31 protein-coding genes and 1 pseudogene are annotated in these 23,308 nt (G+C 62.9%); 12 read left to right on the forward strand and 20 right to left on the reverse strand.

The window, feature by feature from the left end; all coding sequences use genetic code 11:
* Positions 1–16: 16 nt before the first annotated feature.
* Positions 17–274: a hypothetical protein gene (locus OZ411_RS05410; RefSeq protein WP_130580989.1), complete on the reverse strand. Its 258-nt coding sequence runs from the start codon at positions 272–274 to the stop codon at positions 17–19.
* A 215-nt stretch (positions 275–489) separates the two neighbouring features.
* Between OZ411_RS05410 and coaD the strand changes: the two genes are divergently transcribed.
* From coaD to queA, 5 genes are all read left to right on the forward strand, one after another.
* Positions 490–987 carry a pantetheine-phosphate adenylyltransferase gene (coaD, locus tag OZ411_RS05415; protein WP_282527117.1) on the forward strand — a complete coding sequence of 166 codons (498 nt, stop codon included), beginning with the start codon at positions 490–492 and terminating at the stop codon, positions 985–987.
* Between the two features lie 38 nt (positions 988–1,025).
* Positions 1,026–1,589: a peptidylprolyl isomerase gene (locus tag OZ411_RS05420; RefSeq protein ID WP_130580991.1), complete on the forward strand. Its 564-nt coding sequence runs from the start codon at positions 1,026–1,028 to the stop codon at positions 1,587–1,589.
* 9 nt (positions 1,590–1,598) lie between these two features.
* Positions 1,599–2,033, forward strand: a complete 435-nt coding sequence (locus tag OZ411_RS05425) for a hypothetical protein (RefSeq protein WP_282527118.1) — start codon at positions 1,599–1,601, stop codon at positions 2,031–2,033.
* On the forward strand, positions 2,009–2,473 hold the full coding sequence (locus tag OZ411_RS05430) for a peptidylprolyl isomerase (RefSeq protein ID WP_282527119.1): 465 nt from the start codon (positions 2,009–2,011) through the stop codon (positions 2,471–2,473). The genes OZ411_RS05425 and OZ411_RS05430 overlap by 25 nt, the downstream gene beginning before the upstream one ends.
* A 140-nt stretch (positions 2,474–2,613) precedes the next feature.
* Positions 2,614–3,705, forward strand: a complete 1,092-nt coding sequence (gene queA, locus OZ411_RS05435; RefSeq protein ID WP_282527120.1) for a tRNA preQ1(34) S-adenosylmethionine ribosyltransferase-isomerase QueA — start codon at positions 2,614–2,616, stop codon at positions 3,703–3,705.
* 91 nt (positions 3,706–3,796) lie between these two features.
* On the opposite strand, the gene OZ411_RS05440 is transcribed toward queA, so the two are convergent.
* The 3 genes and pseudogenes from OZ411_RS05440 to OZ411_RS05450 form a co-directional block, all read right to left on the reverse strand.
* Positions 3,797–4,360: a PepSY domain-containing protein gene (locus OZ411_RS05440; protein ID WP_282527121.1), complete on the reverse strand. Its 564-nt coding sequence runs from the start codon at positions 4,358–4,360 to the stop codon at positions 3,797–3,799.
* A gap of 699 nt (positions 4,361–5,059) precedes the next feature.
* Entirely contained in the window at positions 5,060–5,773 is a 714-nt protein-coding gene (locus tag OZ411_RS05445) for a TetR/AcrR family transcriptional regulator (protein ID WP_282527122.1), read from the reverse strand.
* Between the two features lie 101 nt (positions 5,774–5,874).
* Positions 5,875–6,908: pseudogene (locus OZ411_RS05450) on the reverse strand (aspartate-semialdehyde dehydrogenase).
* Between the two features lie 305 nt (positions 6,909–7,213).
* Here OZ411_RS05450 and tgt point away from each other — a divergent pair.
* A complete protein-coding gene (gene tgt, locus OZ411_RS05455; RefSeq protein WP_282527123.1) occupies positions 7,214–8,350 on the forward strand; it encodes a tRNA guanosine(34) transglycosylase Tgt in 1,137 nt (378 codons plus the stop codon).
* A 61-nt stretch (positions 8,351–8,411) separates the two neighbouring features.
* Here tgt and OZ411_RS05460 read toward each other — a convergent pair whose 3' ends face one another.
* Entirely contained in the window at positions 8,412–8,627 is a 216-nt protein-coding gene (locus tag OZ411_RS05460) for a hypothetical protein (RefSeq protein ID WP_282527124.1), read from the reverse strand.
* 232 nt (positions 8,628–8,859) lie between these two features.
* Between OZ411_RS05460 and cysK the strand changes: the two genes are divergently transcribed.
* Positions 8,860–9,837: a cysteine synthase A gene (gene cysK, locus OZ411_RS05465; protein ID WP_282527125.1), complete on the forward strand. Its 978-nt coding sequence runs from the start codon at positions 8,860–8,862 to the stop codon at positions 9,835–9,837.
* Between the two features lie 2 nt (positions 9,838–9,839).
* Entirely contained in the window at positions 9,840–10,079 is a 240-nt protein-coding gene (locus OZ411_RS05470; protein WP_130580131.1) for a BrnA antitoxin family protein, read from the forward strand.
* A gap of 74 nt (positions 10,080–10,153) precedes the next feature.
* Here the strand turns inward: OZ411_RS05470 and OZ411_RS05475 are convergent, their stop codons facing one another.
* Positions 10,154–11,584, reverse strand: coding sequence for a caspase family protein (locus tag OZ411_RS05475; RefSeq protein ID WP_282527126.1), 1,431 nt, complete (start codon positions 11,582–11,584; stop codon positions 10,154–10,156).
* 181 nt (positions 11,585–11,765) lie between these two features.
* Positions 11,766–12,644 carry a DMT family transporter gene (locus OZ411_RS05480; RefSeq protein ID WP_282527127.1) on the reverse strand — a complete coding sequence of 293 codons (879 nt, stop codon included), beginning with the start codon at positions 12,642–12,644 and terminating at the stop codon, positions 11,766–11,768.
* Between the two features lie 291 nt (positions 12,645–12,935).
* Here OZ411_RS05480 and OZ411_RS05485 point away from each other — a divergent pair, with 291 nt between their 5' ends.
* Positions 12,936–13,334 (forward strand): RidA family protein, encoded by a 399-nt coding sequence (locus tag OZ411_RS05485; protein WP_028165541.1) that lies wholly within the window; start codon positions 12,936–12,938, stop codon positions 13,332–13,334.
* Between the two features lie 10 nt (positions 13,335–13,344).
* A complete protein-coding gene (locus tag OZ411_RS05490) occupies positions 13,345–13,545 on the forward strand; it encodes a hypothetical protein (protein WP_282527128.1) in 201 nt (66 codons plus the stop codon).
* 51 nt (positions 13,546–13,596) lie between these two features.
* Here OZ411_RS05490 and OZ411_RS05495 read toward each other — a convergent pair whose 3' ends face one another.
* The 7 genes from OZ411_RS05495 to OZ411_RS05525 all read right to left on the reverse strand — a co-directional run bounded on the left by OZ411_RS05495 (position 13,597) and on the right by OZ411_RS05525 (position 17,837).
* Positions 13,597–14,148, reverse strand: coding sequence for a hypothetical protein (locus OZ411_RS05495; RefSeq protein ID WP_165421222.1), 552 nt, complete (start codon positions 14,146–14,148; stop codon positions 13,597–13,599).
* Positions 14,093–14,449, reverse strand: a complete 357-nt coding sequence (locus OZ411_RS05500; protein ID WP_080663820.1) for a hypothetical protein — start codon at positions 14,447–14,449, stop codon at positions 14,093–14,095. Before OZ411_RS05500 ends, OZ411_RS05495 begins: the two co-directional genes overlap by 56 nt.
* Before the next feature lie 198 nt (positions 14,450–14,647).
* Complete coding sequence (locus OZ411_RS05505) at positions 14,648–15,247, reverse strand: formyltransferase family protein (RefSeq protein WP_130580137.1); 600 nt, start codon at positions 15,245–15,247, stop codon at positions 14,648–14,650.
* A 197-nt stretch (positions 15,248–15,444) separates the two neighbouring features.
* A complete protein-coding gene (locus tag OZ411_RS05510) occupies positions 15,445–16,734 on the reverse strand; it encodes a hemolysin family protein (protein WP_130580138.1) in 1,290 nt (429 codons plus the stop codon).
* A 270-nt stretch (positions 16,735–17,004) separates the two neighbouring features.
* Positions 17,005–17,253, reverse strand: coding sequence for a hypothetical protein (locus OZ411_RS05515; RefSeq protein WP_282527129.1), 249 nt, complete (start codon positions 17,251–17,253; stop codon positions 17,005–17,007).
* A 119-nt stretch (positions 17,254–17,372) separates the two neighbouring features.
* Entirely contained in the window at positions 17,373–17,576 is a 204-nt protein-coding gene (locus tag OZ411_RS05520) for a hypothetical protein (RefSeq protein ID WP_130580140.1), read from the reverse strand.
* Between the two features lie 69 nt (positions 17,577–17,645).
* Positions 17,646–17,837: a hypothetical protein gene (locus OZ411_RS05525; RefSeq protein ID WP_207234510.1), complete on the reverse strand. Its 192-nt coding sequence runs from the start codon at positions 17,835–17,837 to the stop codon at positions 17,646–17,648.
* Positions 17,838–18,022: 185 nt separating this feature from the next.
* On the opposite strand from OZ411_RS05525, the gene OZ411_RS43350 reads away from it, so the two are divergent.
* Both OZ411_RS43350 and greA read left to right on the forward strand, forming a co-directional pair.
* Positions 18,023–18,526: a hypothetical protein gene (locus OZ411_RS43350; protein ID WP_165421223.1), complete on the forward strand. Its 504-nt coding sequence runs from the start codon at positions 18,023–18,025 to the stop codon at positions 18,524–18,526.
* Between the two features lie 409 nt (positions 18,527–18,935).
* Positions 18,936–19,424, forward strand: a complete 489-nt coding sequence (greA, locus tag OZ411_RS05535) for a transcription elongation factor GreA (protein WP_282527130.1) — start codon at positions 18,936–18,938, stop codon at positions 19,422–19,424.
* 35 nt (positions 19,425–19,459) lie between these two features.
* On the opposite strand, the gene OZ411_RS05540 is transcribed toward greA, so the two are convergent.
* The 6 genes from OZ411_RS05540 to OZ411_RS05565 form a co-directional block, all read right to left on the reverse strand.
* Positions 19,460–19,690, reverse strand: coding sequence for a hypothetical protein (locus OZ411_RS05540; RefSeq protein ID WP_028165532.1), 231 nt, complete (start codon positions 19,688–19,690; stop codon positions 19,460–19,462).
* A 342-nt stretch (positions 19,691–20,032) separates the two neighbouring features.
* Positions 20,033–20,206: a hypothetical protein gene (locus OZ411_RS05545; protein ID WP_165421224.1), complete on the reverse strand. Its 174-nt coding sequence runs from the start codon at positions 20,204–20,206 to the stop codon at positions 20,033–20,035.
* Positions 20,207–20,253: 47 nt separating this feature from the next.
* Positions 20,254–20,538: a hypothetical protein gene (locus tag OZ411_RS05550; RefSeq protein ID WP_165421225.1), complete on the reverse strand. Its 285-nt coding sequence runs from the start codon at positions 20,536–20,538 to the stop codon at positions 20,254–20,256.
* Positions 20,539–21,201: 663 nt separating this feature from the next.
* Entirely contained in the window at positions 21,202–21,408 is a 207-nt protein-coding gene (locus OZ411_RS05555) for a hypothetical protein (RefSeq protein WP_130580143.1), read from the reverse strand.
* Positions 21,409–22,424: 1,016 nt separating this feature from the next.
* Positions 22,425–22,865, reverse strand: a complete 441-nt coding sequence (locus tag OZ411_RS05560) for a hypothetical protein (RefSeq protein WP_130580144.1) — start codon at positions 22,863–22,865, stop codon at positions 22,425–22,427.
* Positions 22,866–22,868: 3 nt separating this feature from the next.
* Positions 22,869–23,237 (reverse strand): nuclear transport factor 2 family protein, encoded by a 369-nt coding sequence (locus OZ411_RS05565; protein ID WP_165421226.1) that lies wholly within the window; start codon positions 23,235–23,237, stop codon positions 22,869–22,871.
* Positions 23,238–23,308: the final 71 nt, after the last annotated feature.

Consider the following 23,308-nt stretch of genomic DNA (forward strand, 5'->3'; position numbering starts at 1 on the left):
CGGGGGAAAGCGGAGGTTACGGGGTACGATCGGCCGTGACGAGGCGGGCTTCGCGAACACCGTTCTGGGTGCCGGCGTTGCGGAGGCAGGAAGCGTCGAAGTTCGGCCAGGTCTGCTGCGAGCAGTCCTTGGCGGCGGGGCGGATATCCAGCCGGTCGGCCTTGGCGAGAGGGCGGGGCACGCTGGCTTCGACCTGGGGCGCAAAGCCGGGAAGAACGGTGAGCGCGGCGGCAATGAAGGCGGCAACGGCGACGGCGGAAAGTGCCTTGATCATGACGGTTCCCTGTCAGTGGGCCTTGGCGGCCCGTCGTTTCGTTGGCGGGGGTGATAGAGGTCGCCCGTTTCCTGCCGTCTTCACCGGGGGCGAAAATGATTTCGTTGCCCCGGGATTTTGTTTCGTCGGCGCCAGATAGATGAAACATTGGGGTTCAGGGCCGCCTGGGAACCCGGCTGGCTTGCCGGCCAGCCCTAGGCAGGTTAGAGGGGGATATGCCTCGCACCGCGCTTTATCCCGGCTCGTTTGACCCGGTTACCAACGGCCATCTCGACGTGGTCAAGCACGCCGTCGTCCTCTGCGACCGCCTGATCGTCGCCATCGGCGTCCATCCGGGGAAGAAGCCCCTGTTTTCGGTCGAGGAGCGCCTGGTGATGCTGCAGGAGGTATTCGGCCCCGTCGCCGCCAAAGCCGGCTGTGGGTTCGAATGCATCACGTTCGATGACCTTGTCGTCACCGCGGCGCAACGCGCCGGTGCTACGATTCTGATCCGGGGCCTGCGGGACGGCACCGACCTTGACTACGAGATGCAGATGGCCGGCATGAACGAAGCCATGGCGCCCCAGGTGCACACCGTGTTCCTGCCGGCCTCGCCGACGGTCCGGCCGATCACGGCCACCCTGGTGCGCCAGATCGCCGGCATGGGTGGCGATGTCTCCAACTTCGTGCCCAAGGCCGTTGCCGTCCGACTCAAGGCCAAATTCGCCAGCTAGCTCTCGCGCTCTTCTCAGATATCCGTTCCGGAGTTTTCATGATCCGAATCCTCGCCGTTCTCGCCGCGCTCCTCTGTGTGGCTCCCGCGGTCGCGCAGCCCTTGCCGGCCAATCTGGACAAGGCCAATGCAATCGTGATCGACACCAGCAAGGGCCGCATCCTCATCAAGCTTAGGACGGACATCGCACCGCAGCATGCCGAGCGCATCAAGCAGCTCGCGCGCGAGGGCTATTACAACAACGTGCCGTTTCACCGCGTGATCGATGGCTTCATGGCGCAGACCGGCGACGGCCAGAACTTCAACGGCACCGGCGGCTCGAAATACCCGAACCTGAAGCAGGAATTCTCGAACGTCCCCTTCAAGCGTGGTATCGTAGGCATGGCGCGGCGCGGCGACAGCGTCGATAGCGCCAACTCGCAGTTCTTCATCATGTTCGCGGACGGCCCGAGCCTGAACAACCAATACACCGTGATCGGCGAAGTGGTGTCCGGCATGGACGTGGTCGACAAGTTGAAGAAGGCCCCCGCAGGCTCCCCGAGCGGTGCGGTGACCGATCCCGACAAGATGGTGAAGGTGCAAGTCGCATCCGACATCAAGTGAGTTCAGGCGATGCTGCGCGGCAAACCATTTCTCTGGTTTGCAGCGCCGCTGATGCTGCTTGCCTGCACGGCGTGGGCGCAGCCGGCGCCCGAGAAGCTCGATACGCTCAAGGATCTTTTCATAAAGCTGCACAGTTGCTTCAAGCCGCCGCCGCTGTCGCAGGCCAACCCGATCGACATCACCGTGATCGTCAGCTTCAACCGCCAGGGCGCAATCCTCGGCCGTCCCAGGATCACCTATGAGACGGCAGAGGCCAGCGAGAATGACCGGTTGCAATACCGCATCGCCGTGATGCAGGCCTTGGAACGCTGCACGCCGTTGCCATTTACCGATGCACTGGGCGGAGCGGTCGCCGGCCGGCCGATGGCGATCCCTTTCCGAACCCGCAAACGTCAACCCGAAGCCAAAGAGAGGCGAGCATGGCTGTCACCGAAAACACTCTGATCCTCGAAACCACCCAGGGGCCCGTCACCATCGAGATGCGGCCGGACGTCGCGCCGAACCATGTCGCCCGCATCAAGGAACTGGTGCGCGAGGGCTTCTACGACGGCATCGTGTTCCACCGCGTGATCGAGGGCTTCATGGCCCAGACCGGCTGCCCGCAAGGCACCGGCACCGGCGGTTCCGGAAAGAAGCTGAAGGCCGAGTTCAACAAGGAGCCGCATGTCCGTGGCACCGCCTCGATGGCACGCGCCGCCAACCCGGATTCCGGCGACAGCCAGTTCTTCATCTGCTTCGACGACGCCTCCTTCCTCAACGGCCAGTACACGGTCTGGGGCAAGGTCACCGAGGGCATGGAGAACGTCGACAAGATCAAGCGCGGCGAGCCGGTGCAGAACCCGGACAAGATCGTCAAGGCAAGGATGGCTGCCGACGCGGAGTAATTGTTTCCCCTCATGGTGAGGAGGCGCAACGCGCCGTCTCGAACCATGAGGCCCCTATGCTGCCACAGCCGGGCCTCATCCTTCGAGACGCGCGTTCCGCGCTCCTCAGGATGAGGGTCTGATGTACGTCGCTTGGCCCGATGCGCACCGACCTCTTCGACTTCGACCTCCCGCCTGAACGGATCGCGCTGCGACCCGCGAGTCCGCGCGACGCTGCGCGGATGCTGGTGGTGCAGGGGGACGGCGTGCTGCGCGACCGCACCGTGGCCGAGCTGCCGCAATGGCTCGAGCCGGGCGACCAGCTCGTGGTCAACGACACCAAGGTGATCGCGGCGCAGTTGAAGGGCCGGCGCATCGGCCGCGAGACCGAGCCGAAGATCGAGGCGACGCTGATCAAGCGGCTCGATGGTTCGCGCTGGCAGGCGCTGGTGAAGCCGGCGAAGAAACTGGCGGAAGGCGACACTGTCCGCTTCGGCAATGAGGGCAGGGTCTGCCTGCTAGGGCATCTCGATGCGCAGGTCGAAGCCAAGGGGCAGGAAGGCGAGGTGACGCTGTCATTCTCCTTCCACGGGCCTGCGCTCGACCAGGCCATCGCCGATCTCGGCGCTCCGCCGCTGCCGCCTTACATCGCCTCCAAGCGCACGCCTGATGATCAGGACGCCGCCGACTACCAGACCATGTTCGCGGCCAATGAGGGTGCGGTCGCAGCCCCGACCGCGGGCCTGCATTTCACGCCGGCGCTGGAAGCCGCGCTGCGTGGCCGCGGCGTCGATATTGTCAGGCTGACCCTGCATGTCGGGGCAGGGACGTTCCTGCCGGTGAAGGTGGACGACACTTCCGAGCACAGGATGCATTCCGAATGGGGCTGCGTCTCCGCAGACGCCGCCGCCGCGCTGAACGCTGCGCGCGCCAAAGGCGGGCGCATCGTCGCGGTGGGCACCACCTCGCTGCGGCTGCTCGAAAGCGCGGCGAGGGAGGATGGCACGATCCAGCCATTCACCGGCGACACCGCGATCTTCATCACGCCCGGCCACCGCTTTCGCGCGGTTGATATCCTGCTGACCAATTTCCATCTGCCGCGCTCGACCCTGTTCATGCTGGTGTCGGCCTTCTCCGGCCTCGAGACGATGAAGCAGGCCTATGCGCATGCGATCGCGGCGGGCTATCGGTTCTATTCGTACGGCGACGCGTGCCTGCTCTTTCGCGCGCACGAGGGACGCGAGTTTCTGTAGGGCCGGTAGGGTGGGCAAAGCGCAGCGTGCCCACCATCCGCACTCCGCAAGAAATGGTGGGCACGCTTTGCTTTGCCCACCCTACCAACTATCAGCGGCTCTTGCGGCGGGGCGGTTCGAGGATCACCTGCTTCAGATCCAGTCCGCTGACGATGATGACCACGAAGCTCAGCTTGCCGCGTTCGCGTGTCAGGCCTCCGCTGATTGCCTTGCCCGAGGCGGCGCGTTCCGCCACCCGCACTGCATCCGATAATTGCTGGTCAACACCCGACAGCGAGGCGATATTGGTGCGGTCCTCCGCATTGAGTTCCTTCAGGGACGACACCAGCCGATCCGTCGAGATCTCGCCGGTGGCAGCATCGATGGCATGTTCCCAGAGCTGGCCGTCATGAAACGTCCTGACCCGGTACACCGGCGCACCTGATCCCCCATCGAAGCTGACATCGGAGGTCCTCGCGCCGGTATGCGCCCGCTCGGCGATCTCGATCGCCCGGCTGAGCGAGACCTGGGCGGTCCGGAACAGCTCTATTTGGTGGGCGACCGCCTTGTCGTCGGGCTCCGTTGCCTGCTCCTGGCCGGAAGAGGACTCAGGGGTAGAAGGGGCGGCGACAGCGAACGAGGGCGCGGATGCGAGCAGCGTCAGCAGACCGATCACGAGCAGACGCCGTGTCGTTCTGGACATCGCCCTCGTGGAGAGCGTACGCGGACTCACCATCGATCCACCTCCGTGACTCAAAGCATCTGATCTGCAGGCGTGCATCTCGCATCATTTGGTACTTCGATCCGGCATTTTTGAGTTCCGAACCGACATCACACCGCGGCATTTTTCGCTCAACCGCCGCTTATTTGCGTGAAGGCACGAAACAATCTGGTCGGTGTCCGGGATGGAACCGGAGCAAAATCGGAAGACATCGGGTGTGCAGGCCTCGCGCTCTTCCGGCGTTCCCCGATCTTCTGCACCGGCTCGCGCTGTGCATGACAGCGCCGTAATCGCAAGACCGACGACCACGAGTTGGATGCATCTTTGCAACAGGGCGGGGGCCAATGAGAGGATCCTTCCTGGTCGGGACGACGACCGCGCGTTGCGTTCGTGCGCCGAAAGGACACGGCCGACCCGTGTCCGGGCCGGCCGTCCGAACAGCGCAAGCCGGGCTTGGGGGCCAGGAAGACACGGGTTGCGCCGATCGAAGTCTGCGACGGCGTGAGCACTAGGCGGCATCAGGTGCGGCGGACATCGCCGGCTCACTTAACTAAACTGTACGGTATCGTTTCGTTATCGTCAACAGCGTTCCGACGCCGATAGCCGCCCAAATCGCGGGGCAGCCCGCTGCGTCGGGCATGGCTTATCGAGATGTCAGCGGGACGGGCGGGTCCGTGCGCCGGATTTCTGCGGCCGACCGCCAGGTCCGCCGATGCCGGTCATCAAAAGCCGCAAGGACGCCCGCAAGCGTTTTTCCTCAGCCTTCCGGTCAATCGGAATGCCGTTGGTCGCCTGCCGGAAGGTGTGGCCGACGGTGATGTTGAGATAGACCTCGGCGGCGGTTGTCGTGTCCTCGATCTGGACCGCTCCCTCGGCGACCAGGCGATCAAACAGACGGGTCATCGTCGAAACGGCTTTCAGGTAGCCTTCTTCCTCCGCGAGCCTTGCGAGCTCGGGAAAATTGGTTGCCTGCGCCGCCACAATGCGGCCCAGAGCCCCCGGCTCGGGCCCGCTGATCAAATTGAGCATCTGCCGCGCCAGATCGAGGAGAACTTGCTCGACGGAAACGCCGGAAACATCGCTGCACTGCATTTCCGCCGCTGTCGAGAGCGGAGAGAGCCAGCGCGCAATCTCGCGCCGCAACACGGCCTCGAACAGGCCCCGCTTGTCGCGATAGCGGGCGTACACGGTGGGCTTGCTGACCCGCGCCGTTTCCGCGACGGCGTCGATCGATGTCGCCTCGAAGCCGCGCTCCAGAAAAAGCCGGGTGGCAACCTCGATCAACCGCAGGTCGCGCTGGATGGCGGCGCTTTTTGTCGGGCGGCCGCCGCGAGATTTCGCAACGCTCTGCCGTGCCGCCCGTGCCATTAACCTCGTCAGTGGTTCCGTCCTCTCGGCGCTACAATGTCCCCCGCTCTATATCGTGCCGCCGTGCAGCCGTCATCGCCAATCTGCCGGCGGCGCCGGCCTCATGCCATCACGCGCTCGGGCAACAGCTCCGCGATCTGGACCGCGTTCAGCGCAGCGCCCTTCAGGAGCTGGTCGGCGGCCACGAAGATCGAGATCGAATGGCCGCTGGGGTCGCTCAGATCCTTGCGGATGCGGCCGACCAGCACGTCGTCCTGGCCGGAGGCATCGATCGGCATCGGAAAGTAATTCCCGGCGCGATCGTCCACGATCCGCACGCCCGGCGCGGACGCAAGAAGCGCGCGCACCTGGTCCTCGCTAACAGGCTTCTCGCATTCGAAGGTGATGGCCTCGCAATGTGCGCGCAGCACCGGCACGCGGACGCAGGTGACGCCGACTGCTATTCTGTCATCCTCGAAGATCTTGCGGGTCTCCTTGATGACCTTGGTCTCCTCGTCGTTGTAGCCGGTCTCGGGATCGACGGCGGTGTTGTGGTTGAACAGGTTGAAGGCGTAAGGGTGCGGCATCACCTTCGGCGTATAGACCTGTCCGTTCAGATTGGCGCGGGTCGATTCCACCAGCTCCTCCATTGCCGCGGCACCGGCGCCGCTTGCGGCCTGATAGGTCGAGATGATCACGCGCTTGATGCGGTTCTTCTGGTGGATCGGCCACAGCGGCACGAGCGCAGTGATCGCCGCGCAGTTCGGGACGGCGATGATGCCCTTGTGCTCGCGGATGCGGGAGGCGTTGATCTCCGGGATCACCAGCGGCACGTTCGGGTCCATGCGGAAGGCGGAGGAATTGTCGACCACGACGGCGCCGGCCTTCACCGCGATCGGCGCGAACTTCTTCGAGACGCCGCTGCCGGCCGAGAACAGGGCGATGTCGACGCCCTCGAGCGCTCGTTGAGCTCCTCGATGACGATCTTTTGCCCGCGGAAGTCGATGGTCTTGCCCGCCGAACGGCTGCTCGCCAGCGGCTTCAGCTTGCGCACGGGAAAGCCGCGTCGGTCCATGGTGGCGATGAACTCGGCACCGACGGCGCCGGTCACGCCGGCAATGGCAACAACGGGATCGTTCTTCACGGGAGTCTCCATTCATTTGAGCATGATCTTTTTCGGAAAACCGGTGCCCACTTTTCCGGATCATGCTTCAGGCAATAAAAAAAGCCCCGGACCTTCATCAGGCGGGGCTTCGGTTTGAGATGATGCGGTCGGTCCGACTACGCGCGCACGCCTCCCAAGGCCCCGGAGAGCTTTTTGGTCGTGGTGGTGCGTTTGGTCGCGATGATCATGGTGGTGGAACTTATGCGGGAGGTTTTGGGCTCCGTCAACGGCATTCCAGCCGGAAATCGCCGTCAATGCGGTTGAACAGGGGCAGTTGTCACGCCATAAGCGGCCGCATGGACCTTCCCAATCATTTCGAATTGCTCGCGACCGACGGTAATGCCCGTACCGGCCGGCTGACCACGCCGCATGGCGTGGTACGCACGCCGGCCTTCATGCCGGTCGGCACCGCCGGCGCAATGAAGGGCATGCACTGGCGCGAGGTGCGCGATGCCGGCGCCGACATCGTGCTCGGCAACACCTATCATTTGATGCTGCGGCCCGGTGCCGAGCGCATCGCAGCCCTGGGCGGCCTGCAGACGTTCACCGGCTGGAACGGGCCGATGCTGACGGACTCCGGCGGCTTCCAGGTGATGTCGCTGTCGGAGCTGCGCAAGGTCAGCGAGAACGCCGTGACGTTCCGCTCGCATATCGATGGCGCCAAGGTCGAGCTGTCGCCGGAGCGCTCGATCGAGGTGCAGCGATTGCTCGGCTCCGACATTGCGATGCAGATGGATGAATGCGTGCGATTGCCGGCGGAGCGCGACGATATCGAGCGCGCGATGCGGCTGTCGCTGCGCTGGGCCGAGCGCAGCAAGCGCGCGTTCGAGACCGCACCTCACGGCTACATGCTGTTCGGCATCGTGCAGGGCGGCGATGTGCCGGAGCTGCGCAGGCAGAGCGCCAAGGAGCTGGTCGAGATCGGTTTTCACGGTTACGCGATCGGAGGGCTTGCGGTCGGCGAGCCGCAGGCGGTGATGCTGGCGATGATCGAGGAGACTGCGCCGGTGCTGTCCGCGGACCGTCCGCGCTATCTGATGGGCGTCGGCACGCCCGAGGACCTCCTGGAGGCAGTCGCGCGCGGCATCGACATGTTCGACTGCGTGATGCCGACGCGGAACGGACGCCACGGCGTGGCGTTCACCCGGTTCGGGCCGGTGAACCTCCGCAACGCACGACACGCCGACGATCCGCGTCCGCTGGACGAGGAGAGCGCGTGGCCTTCCGCGCACAGCTATTCGCGCGCCTATCTGCATCACCTCGTGAAATCGGGCGAGACGCTTGGGGCAATGCTGCTGTCGGAAATCAACATCGCCTATTACCAGCAGCTCATGCAGGACATTCGCGCCGCGATCGCAGGCGAAAGTTTTGAGGACTTCCAAAAGCAAACGCGCGCCGACTGGGCGCGCGGTGACATCGCTACGAAGCTTTAGGTTGACTGACGCGTTTTCTTCACGCGAACCGGTCTCCACTTCGCTCGAAAACGCTATGTTATCAGTTGCAGGCGAAGCGCTTGACCGAGTGCTTGGTCACGAAACCGTAACCGCAGGTGTCGCAGGTCCAGAGATAGCTGATGATATAGTCGTGCAGATAGGCGGACGCTTCCGCGGCTATCATGGAGTCAGCGCACACCGGACAGGTCGGCAGATCGCACCCGCGCGGGTCCGGACGAACCGCGATGGTCGACGGGATTTCAGCGATTGCTGTCATCGTGACCTCCTGGCGATCTGTGGGGTGTTTAACTCAGGGGTAACTTATACACCGATTTATTTGACGTTGTCGCAACACAAATACGTTGGTTTATCGCGATTTAGAAACATTTCGCTATTGCGATGCAGCGATTTGTTAATCGATTATTTCCCTTCTTGCGCTGCGGCGTGCTCCGTTCCTAACTAACGAGAACCGCGATTTTCGCGGCACATTTTTGTCAGGGAGCCCCGCGATGGATGCGCCTTCAACTACGCGTGCAGTGCAACGACCGGGACGAGGGCTGGTCTATGACTCCATCGTGGATGCGATCGGCAACACGCCGATCGTCCGCCTGCGTCGGTTGCCGCAGGCCCACGGCGCGCACGCGACGATCCTCGCCAAGCTGGAATATTTCAATCCGGCGGCGAGCGTGAAGGATCGTATCGGCGCGGCGATGATCATCGCGATGGAGAAGGCCGGCATCATCAATGCCGACACCGTGCTGATCGAGCCGACCTCGGGCAATACCGGCATCGCGCTGGCGTTCGTTGCGGCCGCGCGCGGCTATCGGCTGAAACTGGTGATGCCGGAATCGATGTCGATCGAGCGCCGCAAGATGCTGGCGTTCCTTGGCGCCGAGCTCGTGCTGACGCCGGCGGCGCAGGGCATGAAAGGCTCGATCGCGGCCGCGGAAGAGCTGGTGCGCACGACGCCCAATGCGGTGATGCCGCAGCAATTCAAGAACCTCGCCAACCCCGAGATCCATCGTCGCACCACGGCGGAGGAGATCTGGAACGATACCGGCGGAAACATCGACTACTTCGTCGCAGGCGTCGGCACCGGCGGCACTATCACGGGCGTCGGGCAGGTGTTGAAGCCGCGCAAGCCGTCGCTGCGCATCGTCGCAGTCGAGCCCGAGGAGAGCTCGGTGCTGTCAGGCGGCCAGCATTCGCCGCACAAGATCCAGGGCATCGGCGCTGGTTTCGTTCCTGACATCCTCGATCGTTCCGTGATCGACGAGATCGTCAAGGTCAACAGCACGACCGCAATCGAGACCTCGCGCGCACTGGCGCGCAACGAGGGCATTCCCGGCGGCATCTCTTCAGGGGCGGCGATCGCTGCGGCGCTAGAGATTGGCAAGCGGCCGGAAGCGGCGGGGAAAACCATCTTGGCTGTGGTGCCGTCGTTCGCCGAGCGCTATCTGTCGACCGTGCTGTTTGAAGGGATCTAGCAATGGCCGATCAACCCAGGCGACCGCGCACGCTGAACGACGCCCGCAGCGAGGCGGAGGCGGCGTTCAAGCGCGCCACCACCAAGGTGGCCGAAGCGCTGCCGAAGAAGAACGCCGCTCCCGGAGTGAAAGAGCAGGTCACGCTGCGCATCGATCAGGACGTGCTGGAATGGTTCCAGGAGAGCGGCCCGGGCTGGCAGGACCGCATCAACGAGGCGTTGCGCAAGGCGGCGGGGAAGTAGCTCCAACGAGGAGCCGCCAGAAACCAGAAAAGCCCGGCAGGAGCCGGGCTTTTCGTTGAACGCTTCCAAGGGCGTTAGCGACGGAACGCGCCGCCCAGCATGCCACCCACGACGCCGCCGACGAAGGCTGCTCCCGGATCGATGCCACCGCCGTGGTGGCGGGGGGGAGGGGGAGCGCTGCCGCCACCACCGCTGCTGGCGCGGCGCCGTGGGCGCTCTTCATCGCTCGAGCTCGTCGACGTGGTCGCCACGACCTCGGTCAGCAGCGCCTTGTGCTGCAGCCTGTTGAGGTAGCCGCTCTTGGGATAGCCGCGCGCGGCCTGCCAGCGCGTGATCACGGCGCGGGTGGGCTCGTCGAATTTGCCCGTGGCCTTGACGTCGAAGCCGAGCCCGTTCAGGCGGCGCTGCACGTCGCGGCGCTGGCCCTTGTCGAGGCCGATCTGGTCCTCGGTGACCTGGCTCGCTTCCTCGGTGAAGGTCGCAGGATCGATGCCGGCGGTGAGGTTGCGCGTCTGCGTGCTCGGTGCCGCACCGCTCTCAAGCGCGGCGATGCGGGCCAGCGCGAGCGAGCGGAACTGGCCGTTCGGATAGCTCGAGAGATAGGCGTTGAACTCTTCGGTCTTGTTGGAGTCCTTGATCGAACGCCAGAACTCGAGCTCGACGTCCGAGCTCGGCGCGGCTGCGACCGCGGTCGATGCCGCAGGCGTGCCCGCCGCGGTGGCCGGGTTGTTCGCCGGCGCGCCGTTGAGATAGACCGAGCCGATCAGGTTGGTGTGACCCCAGGGCAACTGGCCCTTGTTGGTCTCCTCGTTGACCTGGGCGCGGACCTTGGTCATCGCCTGCTGGATCTCGACGCCGGGCTGGGTGATGTTGGCGATCAGTGCGCGCGTGAACGGGCTGTTGGCGCCTTCCTGGCCGTCGAGCGCGGTCTGGCCCGGGCCGGTTGCGAACGCGATCAGCGTGCCTTCGCCGGATTTCATTTCGGCGAGGCCGGCCTGCACGTTGACGCTGCGGGTCGGCGAGTTCGACTTGATCTTGGCGGCGAACGGATTGTCGCGGCAGGCATCGAGGAACACCAGCTTGACCTTGGCGTCGCTCATGGTCTGGTCGAGCGTGAGGTCGATGTTGATGGCCGCGCCGAGCTTGACGTCCATCTCCGACTTGATGTCGGCATCGACAGGCAGGAGATAGTTGGTGCCACCGATCGCGATGCCGTGGCCGGCATAGTAGAACACCGCGACATCGGCTCCCTGCGCCTTCTTGCCGAAGTCGAGCAGCTTCTCGGTCATTTTGTCGCGGGTGAGGTTGGTGCCCTCGACCACTTCGAAGCCGACATTGCGCAATGCGCTCGCCATCGACTTGGCGTCCATGGTCGGATTGGGCAGCGGCGTCACGTTTTTGTAGGCGCCGTTGCCGACGACGAAGGCGACGCGTCGCTCGGCATGGGCGGCGGTTGCGGTCAGCGCCATGCAGATCAGCGAGGCGAGGAGGGTAAGGCTGCGCATTGAAATCCCCCAGCAGAATCGAAAAGACTTTGACTCTATCGCGTTGCGTCAGCCTACACGAAAACACCATCGTTCGCGCAGCATAAAAATACCGCTGCGTCGACGAGAGAATCGCGTCGCCATAAGGCATGCCATGAAACGCGCCGCAGCTACGTGATCTACGTCACAAGCGCGTCGATCGTCAGGTCCCCGCGCGCGCGTGAGCCGGCGCGTTCGGTTTCAAGTTCAGGAGATTACCGGCCAGGATCAGCACCGCGCCGAGCACGGTGAACAGATCGAGCCGTTCCGAATAGATCAGCCAGCCCGCGGTCGCGGTCAGCGGCACCCGGAGGAAGTCCATCGGAATCACGACGGTCGCATCCGCGTGCAGCAGCGCGCGCGCCATGCAGTAGTGCGAAAAAGTGCCGCAGAAGGCGATCAGGACGACCCAAACCCAGACATGCGCCGGCGGCCATGTCCAGACATAGAGCGACGGCAACAGGCCTGCGGCCGACTGCACGACCAGCATCCAGAAGATGATCGCCAGCGTCTGCTCGGTGCGGGTCAGCGACTTCACCATCGCAACCGAAATGCCGAAACCCACGGCAGCCGCAAGCGCGATCAGTTGGCCCGGATTGACCTCGCCCGTGGCGGGGCGGACGATGATGATCACGCCGATCAGGCCAAGCACGATCGCCGTGATCTTCCACATCGTCATGCGCTCGCCGAGGAAGGCTGCGGCGAGGATCGCCGTCCAGATCGGCATCGTGAATTCGATCGCCACCACCTGGCCGATCGGGATCAGCGTCAGCGCGAAGAACCAGCCAAGCTGCGCGCCGTAATGAATCAAATTGCGCGCGATGTGCATGTGCACGCGCGCGGTCTTCAGGATCGAAAATCCGCCACTCGCGTGGATCAGCGGGTAGAGCATGAAGAAGCCGAGGATCGAGCGCGCTTCCATGAGCTGAAACACGTTCATGTCCCGCATGGCTTCGCGGCCGGAAATCGCAATCACCAGCATCAGCGTGAGCCAGCCTGCCATCCACAGCGCGGCCTTGGTCTTGGAAGGGGTGCGGTCCATCGGTGATGCGGAAAAAGGAGAGGGGGCGAGCGGGAACATCCGTATCGGCGAGGCCCACGCGATTTGCAACTCGCAATTCCGGGAAGGCAGCGATGCAGGTCCTTCAGCTTTGCCGTGACCGTCCGTTCGGTGCTAAGCATCGTCCCGCATTCGAGCATGATCCGGAAAAGTGGAAACCGGTTTTCCCTCGCGACAAACGCGAAGCGTTTGCGCGGAGATCATGCTCAAACAAAGAGATGAGATCATGATCCGATTCCGTCTAATCGGATCATGATCTGGGAGGATAAATTCATGCATGTCTTGCAACCGGCCGAATGGTCGAAACCCCGCGGCTTCTCGCACGGCGTCAGCTTCGACGCATCAGGCAAATGGATCGTGCTGGCGGGCCAGACCGGCGGCGATGAGAAGGGCGATTACGCGCCGGATATGGCGGCGCAGGTCGCCACTGCACTGAAGCGGATCATCAAGCTCTTGAGCGAAGCCGGCGCCGGGCCTGAGCACATCGTGCGCCTGACCTGGTACCTGACCAATCGCGCTGAATACGAGGCTGCGGGCGCCGGGATCGGCGCGGCCTGGAAGGAGACGTTGGGGCGCAACTTCCCGCCATCCACCTTGCTTTATATCGACGGCCTGGTCGATCAACGCGCCAAGGTCGAGATCGAAGTCACCGCCTTCGTCCCCGCGGCATAGGGTGGTGAGAATGGCAAACCGTAAGACGTCAGCGGATATCGTGACCGGCTTCGCCACCGGCTGGCCCGAACATCAGCCCGATATCATGGTGCTGTCGCTGACGACGCACAAAGGCGTGCAGGATTTTGCGTTCAACAAGGAGCAGGCCCTGCTGATCGCCAAGACCATCAAGGACACCGCCGAGCGGCTGACGAAGCCGAAGACGAGCTAAACGGGTTTCCTGAATTGTCGCCCGCTTCCGCGGGCGACCGGCGCGCGCGAGCTATCTCGAGAGCGAGATGTTCGCTTCGCGGAACCCGTTGTCGGCCCTGATGCTGACGGATTGCTTGTTGCCGCTCGTTCGCATGCTGAGGTTGGCGTTAAACCCGCCAGCATTGGCGGCCACCTGGAAATTACCGCCGCCACCGCGGCCCTGCAGGCTGCCGCTGATCCCGCGGCTGGCCTCGGTCCAGTTGCCGGAGATCGCGCCGCCCTGGGCGACCACATCGGCTTGCAGGTTGAACTTGTAGGCGTCGCTGGCGCAGGTCAACGACATCGCCATGTTGACGCCGCCGACGCGGTAGACGGCGCGGCAGCGGATGCGCTCCCTGGAGCCGTCGTCCAAGGTCACGCTGCCACCGCCAGACCAAGTGCCGGCCATTCCGGCAAACGGGCCCGACTGAGCATGGCTGGGGGAGACTGTAAACGTTGCCGCAGCAAATGCCGCCGCGAAGGTCAGCCGCCGTGCGGAGGGGAACAGCTTCGAGGTCCGGTGGATCTTACTGACGGGAAGCTTCCCATCGACCGCTGCACGGTACGCCTGCTGATGCCCCATTCCACTTCCCCGATCCGGAGTTGCCACTGAGCTGTCCGTTGGCATATGCACCATTGATCGAGACTCGCACAAGGCCCTCACGGCCGACCCTGCCCGAGATGCCGGCGCCCGGCGCGGAGATTTGACCGTCCGTGACCGTAACCGTGGAAGAGGTCGAAGGCTCGCAGGTTCCGGTTTTGGTGACAACGGTGACCTGCCAGAGGCCGTCATAGGGCTGCTGGGCCGAAACAGGGGCAGAAATCAGGGCAGCAGAACCGAGAAAGGACGCAAACAAGAGCGCGCGAATGCGGTCAGGACGCATGGATCAGATTTCCTTGAAATTTATGTGATCAACTTAGCTTATCCGGACACAATGTGTTCAAAATGGGCCGTCCTGTGGAAGGCAAAAAGTTCCTGTGAGATCAAACACATCATGGTGAACTTGCATAGTGAATGCGCATCGTGAATCGGCGCACCCGGGAGAAGGGTGCGTTCGATTCCTGCGGCAGACCTTAGGCGTTCAGTGCCTGGCGTCCGAGAGACTCGGTGCCTTGGTCGCGAATTGCTCATCCTGCGGCTTGGCGGGAAGGCTGCCGTGAGCTCTGCCGTAGTCGATCACCTCGGCGAGCAGCCGGAGCCCCAGCGGCGCCAGCGCACGCTCCCAGAGCTCTCGCGCGGTTTCGCCCTTCTTGACGAACACCCAGTCCTGCGCCGCGATGGCGCCAGCATCCATGCGGTCGGCGAGATGATAGATGCTGCCGCCGGCGATCGGATCGCCTTCCTTGACGGTCCATTCCACGGCAGCCATGCCGCGATGCCGGGGCAGTAGCGAGGGATGGTAGCCGATCCCGCCGAGTTTCGCGGCGGCCAGCGCTTCCTTGCTGACGCGGGCGTGGCTGTGGGCCGTTACGATCAGATCGGTGTTGGGGGCGATCTCGGAGGCTACGACGAGCTTTGGATTGGCCTGCACCACCACATCGATCCCTGTGGCCCGGGCGGCCGCCGCCAGCCGGTCTTCTCCATCGTGCACCACGACCCTGACGACATCGACTTCGCGTTGGCGCAGCATATTCAAGGTCGCCACGCCGAAATGGCGGGAACCGACGAGGGTAATCCGCATATCTGTGTTCCGTACCTGATCTTGCCGTTATGCCGATAGCACAGGGCAGCCGATTGTCCTGCCGCCGGGGATGGAGAAGTTCCTGGTTATCAACAGCACGGCGCTGCAGCGAGCCGGTCTGGCGCATGGGACGGGTGCGCAACAGCGGTCATGGCGGGGCCGGGAACCGGTGGGGTTCCCAGGCTACGAGAGCTCGATCATGCCTCTTCCACGCGGCTGGCCAAGGCCTTGTCGATCCTCCGGCCGTCGAGATCGACGATCTCGAACTGCCAGCCATGGGCCGTGACCTTCTCGCCGACATTGGGGATGGCGCCGAATTCCTGCAGCAGGAAGCCCGCAAAGGTCTGGTAGGGCCGCGGCGAGGGCAGGGTGATGCCGAGCAGGTCGGCAAATTCGAGCGCCGGCATCCATCCCGAGATCAGGTAGGAGCCGTCATCGCGCTTGACCGAGGCGGGTTCGGCCGGCCCCTCCTCGGTGTGGAACGCGCCGACGATCGCTTCCAGGATGTCGGCGCTCGTCACCACGCCCTGGAAGGTGCCGTATTCATCGTGCACCAGCCCGATATGAACGGCGGAATCGCGCAGGATCGCGATCACGTCGCGTGCGTCGACGGTCTCCGGAATCACCGGCGCCTGACGGACCAGCGAGCGGATGTCCGGCGTTCCCCCGGACAGATACGCATCGAGCAGATCCTTGGCTTGCACGATGCCAAGTGCAACGTCGCGATTGCCGTCGAACACGACCGCGCGCGAATGGTTGGTCTTGAGCAGCGTCGCATGGATCTCGGAAGGGGGATCGGAGAGGTCGATCGAACTGACCTCGTGGCGCGGCGTCATCACCGCGCCGACCGGGAGATCTCCGAGCCGCATCACGCCCGCGATCATCTCTTTTTCGCCGGGCTCGAGCACGCCGGCATTTTCGGCTTCGACCACGAGCGTCCTGATTTCTTCCTCGCTGACCTTCTCTTCGGCTTCGCCGCCATGGCCGAGCAGCCAGAGCAGCGACTTGCCGGAGCGGTCGAGCAGCCAAACCAGCGGCAGCGAGATCCTCGCCATCCACACCATGGCCGGCGCCACCTTGACTGCAATCGCTTCCGGATCGCGCAGCGCAATCTGCTTAGGCACGAGTTCGCCGACGATCAGCGAGGCATAGGTGATGACGGTGACGACAAGACCGACGCCGGCGGCATCGGCGAGCGTCGGGGAGACACCGAGCCCCAGCAGCCATTGCGACACCCGCTGCCCAAGCGTTGCCCCGGAAAAAGCGCCCGAGAGCACCCCGATCAGGGTAATCCCGATCTGCACGGTGGAAAGGAATTTGCCCGGGTCCGATGAAAGCGTCAGCGCTTGCCGCGAGCCGCTCACGCCTTTTTCGACCAATCCCGCCAGCCTTGCCGGCCGGGAGGAGACGATCGCCAGTTCCGACATCGCAAGCAGGCCATTGACGACGATCAGAACAAAAACGATCGCAAGTTCCAGATAAAGCACGATTAAACCTTCTTTGACGCTCAGCGGCGACAGCACCGAACATATAGGAAGCGCAACCGGTTTGGCTGCGGCTTGCCGACGCCGTCCGGAACAGCCGCGCCGCGCGAAGGTGTTAACACAGGTTCGGGTCGGTGTGAGGGGCGTCACATCGTGAAGCGGGGGAGCGGCGGTATAAACTTGGCGACCGCAATAGCTGGCGATAGAGCGACGCAGATGGATGCTCCGGGCCTGACGGCCTGGCGCATGTTCGGTTCTGATCGAATCAGAAGTCTAGCGCCAAGCGAGAATCCGCATCTCCGGTCTTGCGAAGCCGCGCTCCGGCTGCGCGCTCTGCTTCGGCTGCGCCGTGGTGACGCGCGCGAGACAGGCGCGCAAATCGGCGTTGTGCTGCTTCATCTGGTTGCGCAGCTCGCGCCGGCCGAAAGCGGTGAGCGAGGGGTCGGCGAGTTGCTGCCAGGCGGCACGACGCCATTCCTGCAGCACGCGGATGTCTTGATCCAAGATCTCTGGCTGGGTCATGCCGCCAAACCGCGTGAGAATCGATCAAGATGCCAGTAGGTCTGATTCGTCGCAGAACACCTAGGACAAAATAGCGCCAGGGTTGCATTTCAAGCCGCTGATCATCCGGATTGCCATCTTCATTCGACCTCGTCCGGATTCGAGCGCAGCATGTCCATCGCGACCCACATGCCGGCAAGCACCGCGGCGATCATCGCGACGTGCCGGATCTGCGTGGTGGAAAAGCCGAGATCCTCGTGAGCAACATATTCCAGCATGATCGCCGCGTAGCCCGCGACAACGACGGCGGCGATGATCGTGGGCAGGTCGAGCTTGTTTTCCATGGCGGCACCGCGGTTCTTCGGCGCGCTGTCTAGCGCGCCGGAGCGCCGACCGCTGTGACGTGGTTCACGTCAGCTATTCAAACCGTGCCGCCGTCCCGTGTCAGCCCTGGACGGGTAGACCAAGATGACTTGCGCCTCGGGGATTTGGAGCGGGATGTGCGGCGACGTGCTGACCACGCGCTGACTTCCGTCGGTCTCGGTGTGGCTCCTCAGCGTCTCCAGCAGCAGGAAGAATTTCTCGGCAAGCACGGCAGCCTCCATGAGTGCTTTCTAATGTGTGCGGGGCGCGCCGCTAGAAATTCAATCAATTAAACGAGAGGTTGCAGAGGCAAACTGCTGCTGCAGCGCAATCGCAGGAGCCGGTGACGAATCCAGGCAGAGCTTGCTGGACCGTTCTGTCATGCTACGCCGATCGCAAATGCTCGACGCGTCCCGTAGTAGCCCGGATGGATCGCGCCGCGGATTTTGCGTATGACACGACCGTTCCACCAGACATCATCGCGCTGATGGGGCGGGGGATGATGCGACGAGGCCCGGTCTCTAGGGTTGACCGGGCCTCGTCCTTTTTGTTTTGGGTGGTTCGCGAAGATCGAGACGCCGGGCGCGTCGACCTCGCTTTCGATCATGATCCGATTGGACGGAATCGGATCATGATCTCATCTCTTTGTTGGAGCATGATCTCCGCGCAAACGCTTCGCGTTTGTCGCGAGGGAAAACCGGTTTCCACTTTTCCGGATCAGGCTCTAACAGGCATTCTCCTGAGCCCGCTTTTTCAACTCGCGATCAATCAGCGTTTGCGTCCGGCGTATCGCGAGCGCCTCCAATGGCGTTCGCATCAGGCCGGTCCTCGCTTGATCGCCGATCCAGAATACCCAGCGCCAGACGTGGCGCTGCCTGGTTTTCTCGACGGTGAACTCAATCCCTTGGTGCTGCATGGCCAGCGGCTATAGTGAATCTCTGCGCCCCTCATCGTGGACTTGCCTCACCAGAGTCGAATGGTCTGCTGATATTGTCGTGATATCGCGATGTGTCCGCATCGCTCGGTGCGACGAAATTCAGCGGGCTCAATCTTTGCTTCTCAAAAAGTCGGGCCCCGGCTTGCTCGGGGGACAATCGCCGGGGCCCTTGGGAAGGTGGATCATGTCGTCCCAATCGACGGGACGATAACTTGGGAGTCTGCGAGGCGTTCCGGATTTTCCTAAGAATGATGCCGAATTATCCCGATTGAAGTCGAGGAACGACACCGGTTCAGTGCCGTTGGAAATCTCCACTCTCGGAGTCGAAGATGCCAGAAGAGAATGATCGCAAGGGCAAGGTGATGGGCGATCCGCGCTTTGGCCGGACGCGCATGGAAGCAACATGAGCCGCGCTTTTGTCAGGGAAGGCGAGGGTAATCTCGACGATCTTCCCGATCGGCCGATCTCGGACGCGCGAAACGATGTCACCAGGGAAGGCCTTGCCCAGATCGAGACCGCAGTCGCGGCCGCGCAAGAGGCGTTGGCGGCGGCACAGGCGGAAGGCGACCGCTCGGCGATCGCGAGCGCCTCACGTGACCTGCGCTATTGGAGCGCGAGGCGCGCCTCCGCCAATGTGGTGGCAGAGCCCGAGGACGACAGCCAGGTTCGCTTCGGACACGCCGTTACGATCCTCCGCGATGACGGTCGACAACAGACCTTTCGGATCGTCGGCGAGGACGAGGCGGATCCTGCTCACGGCACCGTCTCGCATGCCTCGCCGTTGGCGCGGGCGCTGTTTGGCAGGAGCGTGGGAGACGTTGTCCGCGTTGGCAGCGGCGAGGCGGAAATCCTCAACATCTCCCGCATGAATGCGCTTGGCGGCGAGGGGTGACAGGCCCGCTTGTGCCGAGAGCGCTCGTTCTCAAACTACATCACGTCGGCAAAAACGTCGTCGATAACGGCAAGAGACACCGGGATCACAGCCAGTTCGTCCTGCTCCGAAGGACCTGACGTTCCCTTGATGTCCTGGACCACCCGGCTCTTGAAGTTGCGGAGCCACTGCATCGGCTCCTCGCCGCTCTGCAGTGCTTGCTCGGCCAATATGTGGCGCATGAGAACAAGCATCGCATGCTGGTAACCGACAAAATCACTATCCATAGCGCTTCCTCGAAATGAGCTGGAGCAATTCCTCACGGGCCCATCTTATACTTTTTCTTCCGGCCAATCCGCTTGATGAAAACAAAACCCCCACCGACCGGGAGGAAGGCAGGGGCTCTTGCGGGTGGATGGCGCGAGGCCAGGTGAAACCTAGGTGTCGCCCCAAGGACCCACGATCTTAAGGAAAGCGCCGAGATCCAGTTCCGGCAAGGCGATTTTGTAGGCAGCCATCCGACCCGCGTTAGAGCATGATCCGGAAAAGTGGAAACCGGTTTTCCGAAAAGATCATGCTCAAACAAAGAGATGAGATCATGATCCGATTCCGTCTAATCGGATCATGATCTAGTCGGGCTCTTCGCCGGAGCCGCTGGGGCCGGCTTCATCGAGCAGATTCAACGCGGCGTCGATCTGCTCGAGCAGGCGCTCGATCTCGGCGCGTTCGTTCGCGCCGGGATTCTCCTGCAGCCGCTCGAGCAATTGCTGCTTTTGCGCGAGGAGCTTTGCCGCGGTGGTCATTCGGATCTCCTGGCGCGGAAAGCAGTGCGATGGCGGATCTGCGCAGACTAACGGGACCTGCCACCTGAGCCAGGACCCGTCGGGGCTTCGGTTCCTGCGCCGGAGCCAGTTGTTTGGCTGTTCGGCCGACCAGGAGCGGTCGGCGACGCGCCCGGCTTCTCCTGGTCCGCCACATAGCCGGACTCTCCCGAATTGCGCGTCTTGACGCCCTTATCGGCCTCATCCTGCATCTGAGGATTGTTAGGTGCCGACTGCTGTTGCTGCTGTGCTGTCGCGGGCATCCCGATGGTGGTTCCCAGAGCGACAAGCAGCGCGAAAATCGAAGTTCGCATCTGTGCTCCTCCTGTGTTCGCCCCTTGCTCAAACGCGTGAAGTCGCGAACGTTTCCCGGAGCATTAGAACAAGGCTGGAGCCATACGCTGAGCTACGCCCGATTAGGCGCGATCAACCCAGAGCATGCCGCCGGTATCGTCGGCAAGGAGCCGGCCAAGCATGCCGTAAAACAACGGGCCCCAGATCAGAGCAGTAGTGAACTGGGGTCCGCACCCAAATGGAATGTACCTGCGCTAACCCATCCGATAAGCGTCGAGTGCATGCGCCAGGAAAATTCCCACGCTCACCAGCGCGAGGATTGCTGCAGAGGTCTCGATCATTGCTGCATCTCCCGTTGTGCCAGGGAGGCGAGATACCTGCTGCACGATTGTTCCCAGAACAGGTCCAATATGAACTGCATGTTAGCCATCCCTGTTTTCCTTTTGAAACGTAGATAGCTCGCACTTTGTTTCAGGACTTTTTCGTCGGCAGTGGAAAATGGTTTCGTGCGATGCAAACGTTCCGGCGCCTGACACAGTCCGCCACGCAAGCGACAAGATCAGGCCACAATCCGCGGGGAGTTCGGCTGCGGCGGCGAATACGTGCAAGGCGTCGGGATCAAGGGCCAGACATCCGCACATCATAGTCGCCGCGCGATAGGGAGAGAGACACTCTGCAGCGGATCAGTTCTTGCCCGCGGTACCCGGGCTTGATCCTCCGTACTGCGACGATCCCGTGCCGCTCAGCGAGGTCGGGCCACCGGCTGTGCCGTTCGGGTTACCGTAATTTTTCGCGTGGTGGGCGCGGTGGTGACGCTTGGCGGCATCTGCCGGCACGAAGGTCAGCGAGAGCATGGCCAAAGTGGTCAAGGCAACTGCAACGAACTTCATTTCACTTCCTCCTGGAGGGATAGGTTCGTGTAGTTGGGCGCCCTGCGGAGGAAAACGAGATCAGGTCTGCATCGCCGCCAGCGAGTTTCGTGCGAAATGAAAACGTGAGCGCGAGCAGGAGCCCGGCCGAATTTAATGCCGAGTGAGTCTTTTACGACACACCTTTAGCGTGCAAACGAGTGAGGATATATCACGCTGCCCTGAAAGCGCGAAGGGCGCCCCCCAAAGGGGCGCTCTTACCCACACACCAACCTCCACCACCAGGCGAATAAGCCCGCGAGAAGGGGTGAAGACGTCTGGGAAACCGCTGCGGCTCTCGTGTAGTTGCCGGCGATCTCGAGCATGGCGTTGCGCGACTCGTCGAGGAGGCACAGCGCAGCTTGTTCGCGGGCTACTCGCTCCAATCGACGAGGCTCTGCTGCCTCGTTCGTTGTGGTCCAACTCGGGGGAAAGAGAAGCATTTCCAAACGGTAAATGGGTAGGTCAGTCGTGCTGTCATAAAACTATCATAAAATTCCACTCGGCCCCCATCACTTTTGTTGGATCGATCCTCGCCCGAGCAGGCTACGGGGCGTCGTGGGAGTGAGTTATTTGAAATCATGCCGCCGGTTGCGGGCTCGAGTCCGACGCCTGGCGGACATAAACGCTCTGACGGCATAGCCAACCAGAGCGCCGACAAGAAAGACGCCCGCCAACAAAGCTGGTGCAGGCAACTCCATGGGAGGATCCCTGCTGGGGTCAACAACTGATTAGTGGCCCAAACGCGCTGAAATTCCCCACACAAGCCGGTGAGATTCTGTCCATGGGTGATTAACTCGCTCCACGATCCCCGACTGACAGTCTCAATCAGCGGCGTCTCGGCCTGCTGGAAGGCCGGCAGGTCCAGCGAGAGCGGGCCGCACTTGTTATGGGCGACGGTCCTCGATCGCCACGGCCTGGTCAAGCGTAGCGGCGGGCCGTGCCATCGCGCGCGGCATGCCGCTCTTGGAAGGCGACACCGGCATGAGGGCGGAGCATCAGGAACGCGACGCCAGCAGCAAAACCGCGACAAGATTTGCCACGAACAGCGTCGCATCGATGACGAAGATCCTGAGCATCGGGCCCTTCAATACGGGCCAGTATGCCACCCCGACGCGTCCCCCGCGCATCAGGACCGGGAGGTTATAGGCGAACTGGCTGAAGTGACACGCGGCGAAGAACAGGAACAGCGCAAGCTGCGCGTCAATCGCCTGAAAGAAGGGCGGCCGGGCGAGCAGATAAAGCGACAACAGGCCGATTGGCAGATTGATCCCGCCCAGAAATGCCACGCTGGCCGACAAGGTCGGCGCAATCGGATTTCCGCGCTCTTCCCGGGGCACCAGGATCTTCAGCGTATTGCGCTGGGCAATGCTGAACTGGATGAATGCGCCGCCGAACCAGAGTGCGTTGAGGAGCAGGACGAAATCCGAGAATCGCATGGGCTACTTTCCGTAGAAGGCTTCGCTGCGCACCACACGGCCGGCATCATCGAAGTCCATGAACTCGCTGGCGCGCGTGTCGCCCAGTTGCCACCACACCGTTAGGCGCGCAATCGTTTCGTCCCAGCTCCAGTCCAGGATTTTCAGGTCTGCGTTTTCGATGCCTCCATAAGCCTTGCGCCAGTAGGCGCGAATGTTCTCGGCGCCAACGACCACGGGAGAATCCGTCAGTTTGAGCGCCAGGGGGCTGCGCATCTCGGCGTTTTCGGCCAAATGCGAGACGACGGCGTCGATATCAACCTTGCACCAGTTGGCGCACCACGCCTCGACAAAGCGCCCAGCGGTCGCCCGGTCCATTGTCCGTCCGCTCATGCTTCTGGCCTCCCCGAGTGCAACTGCCGAAGAGTGGCACGGTGCGACAGTGACGTCAATCATGTTGACCT

The sequence above is a fragment of the Bradyrhizobium sp. Arg237L genome, assembly GCF_029990105.1.
Lineage (GTDB): Bacteria > Pseudomonadota > Alphaproteobacteria > Rhizobiales > Xanthobacteraceae > Bradyrhizobium.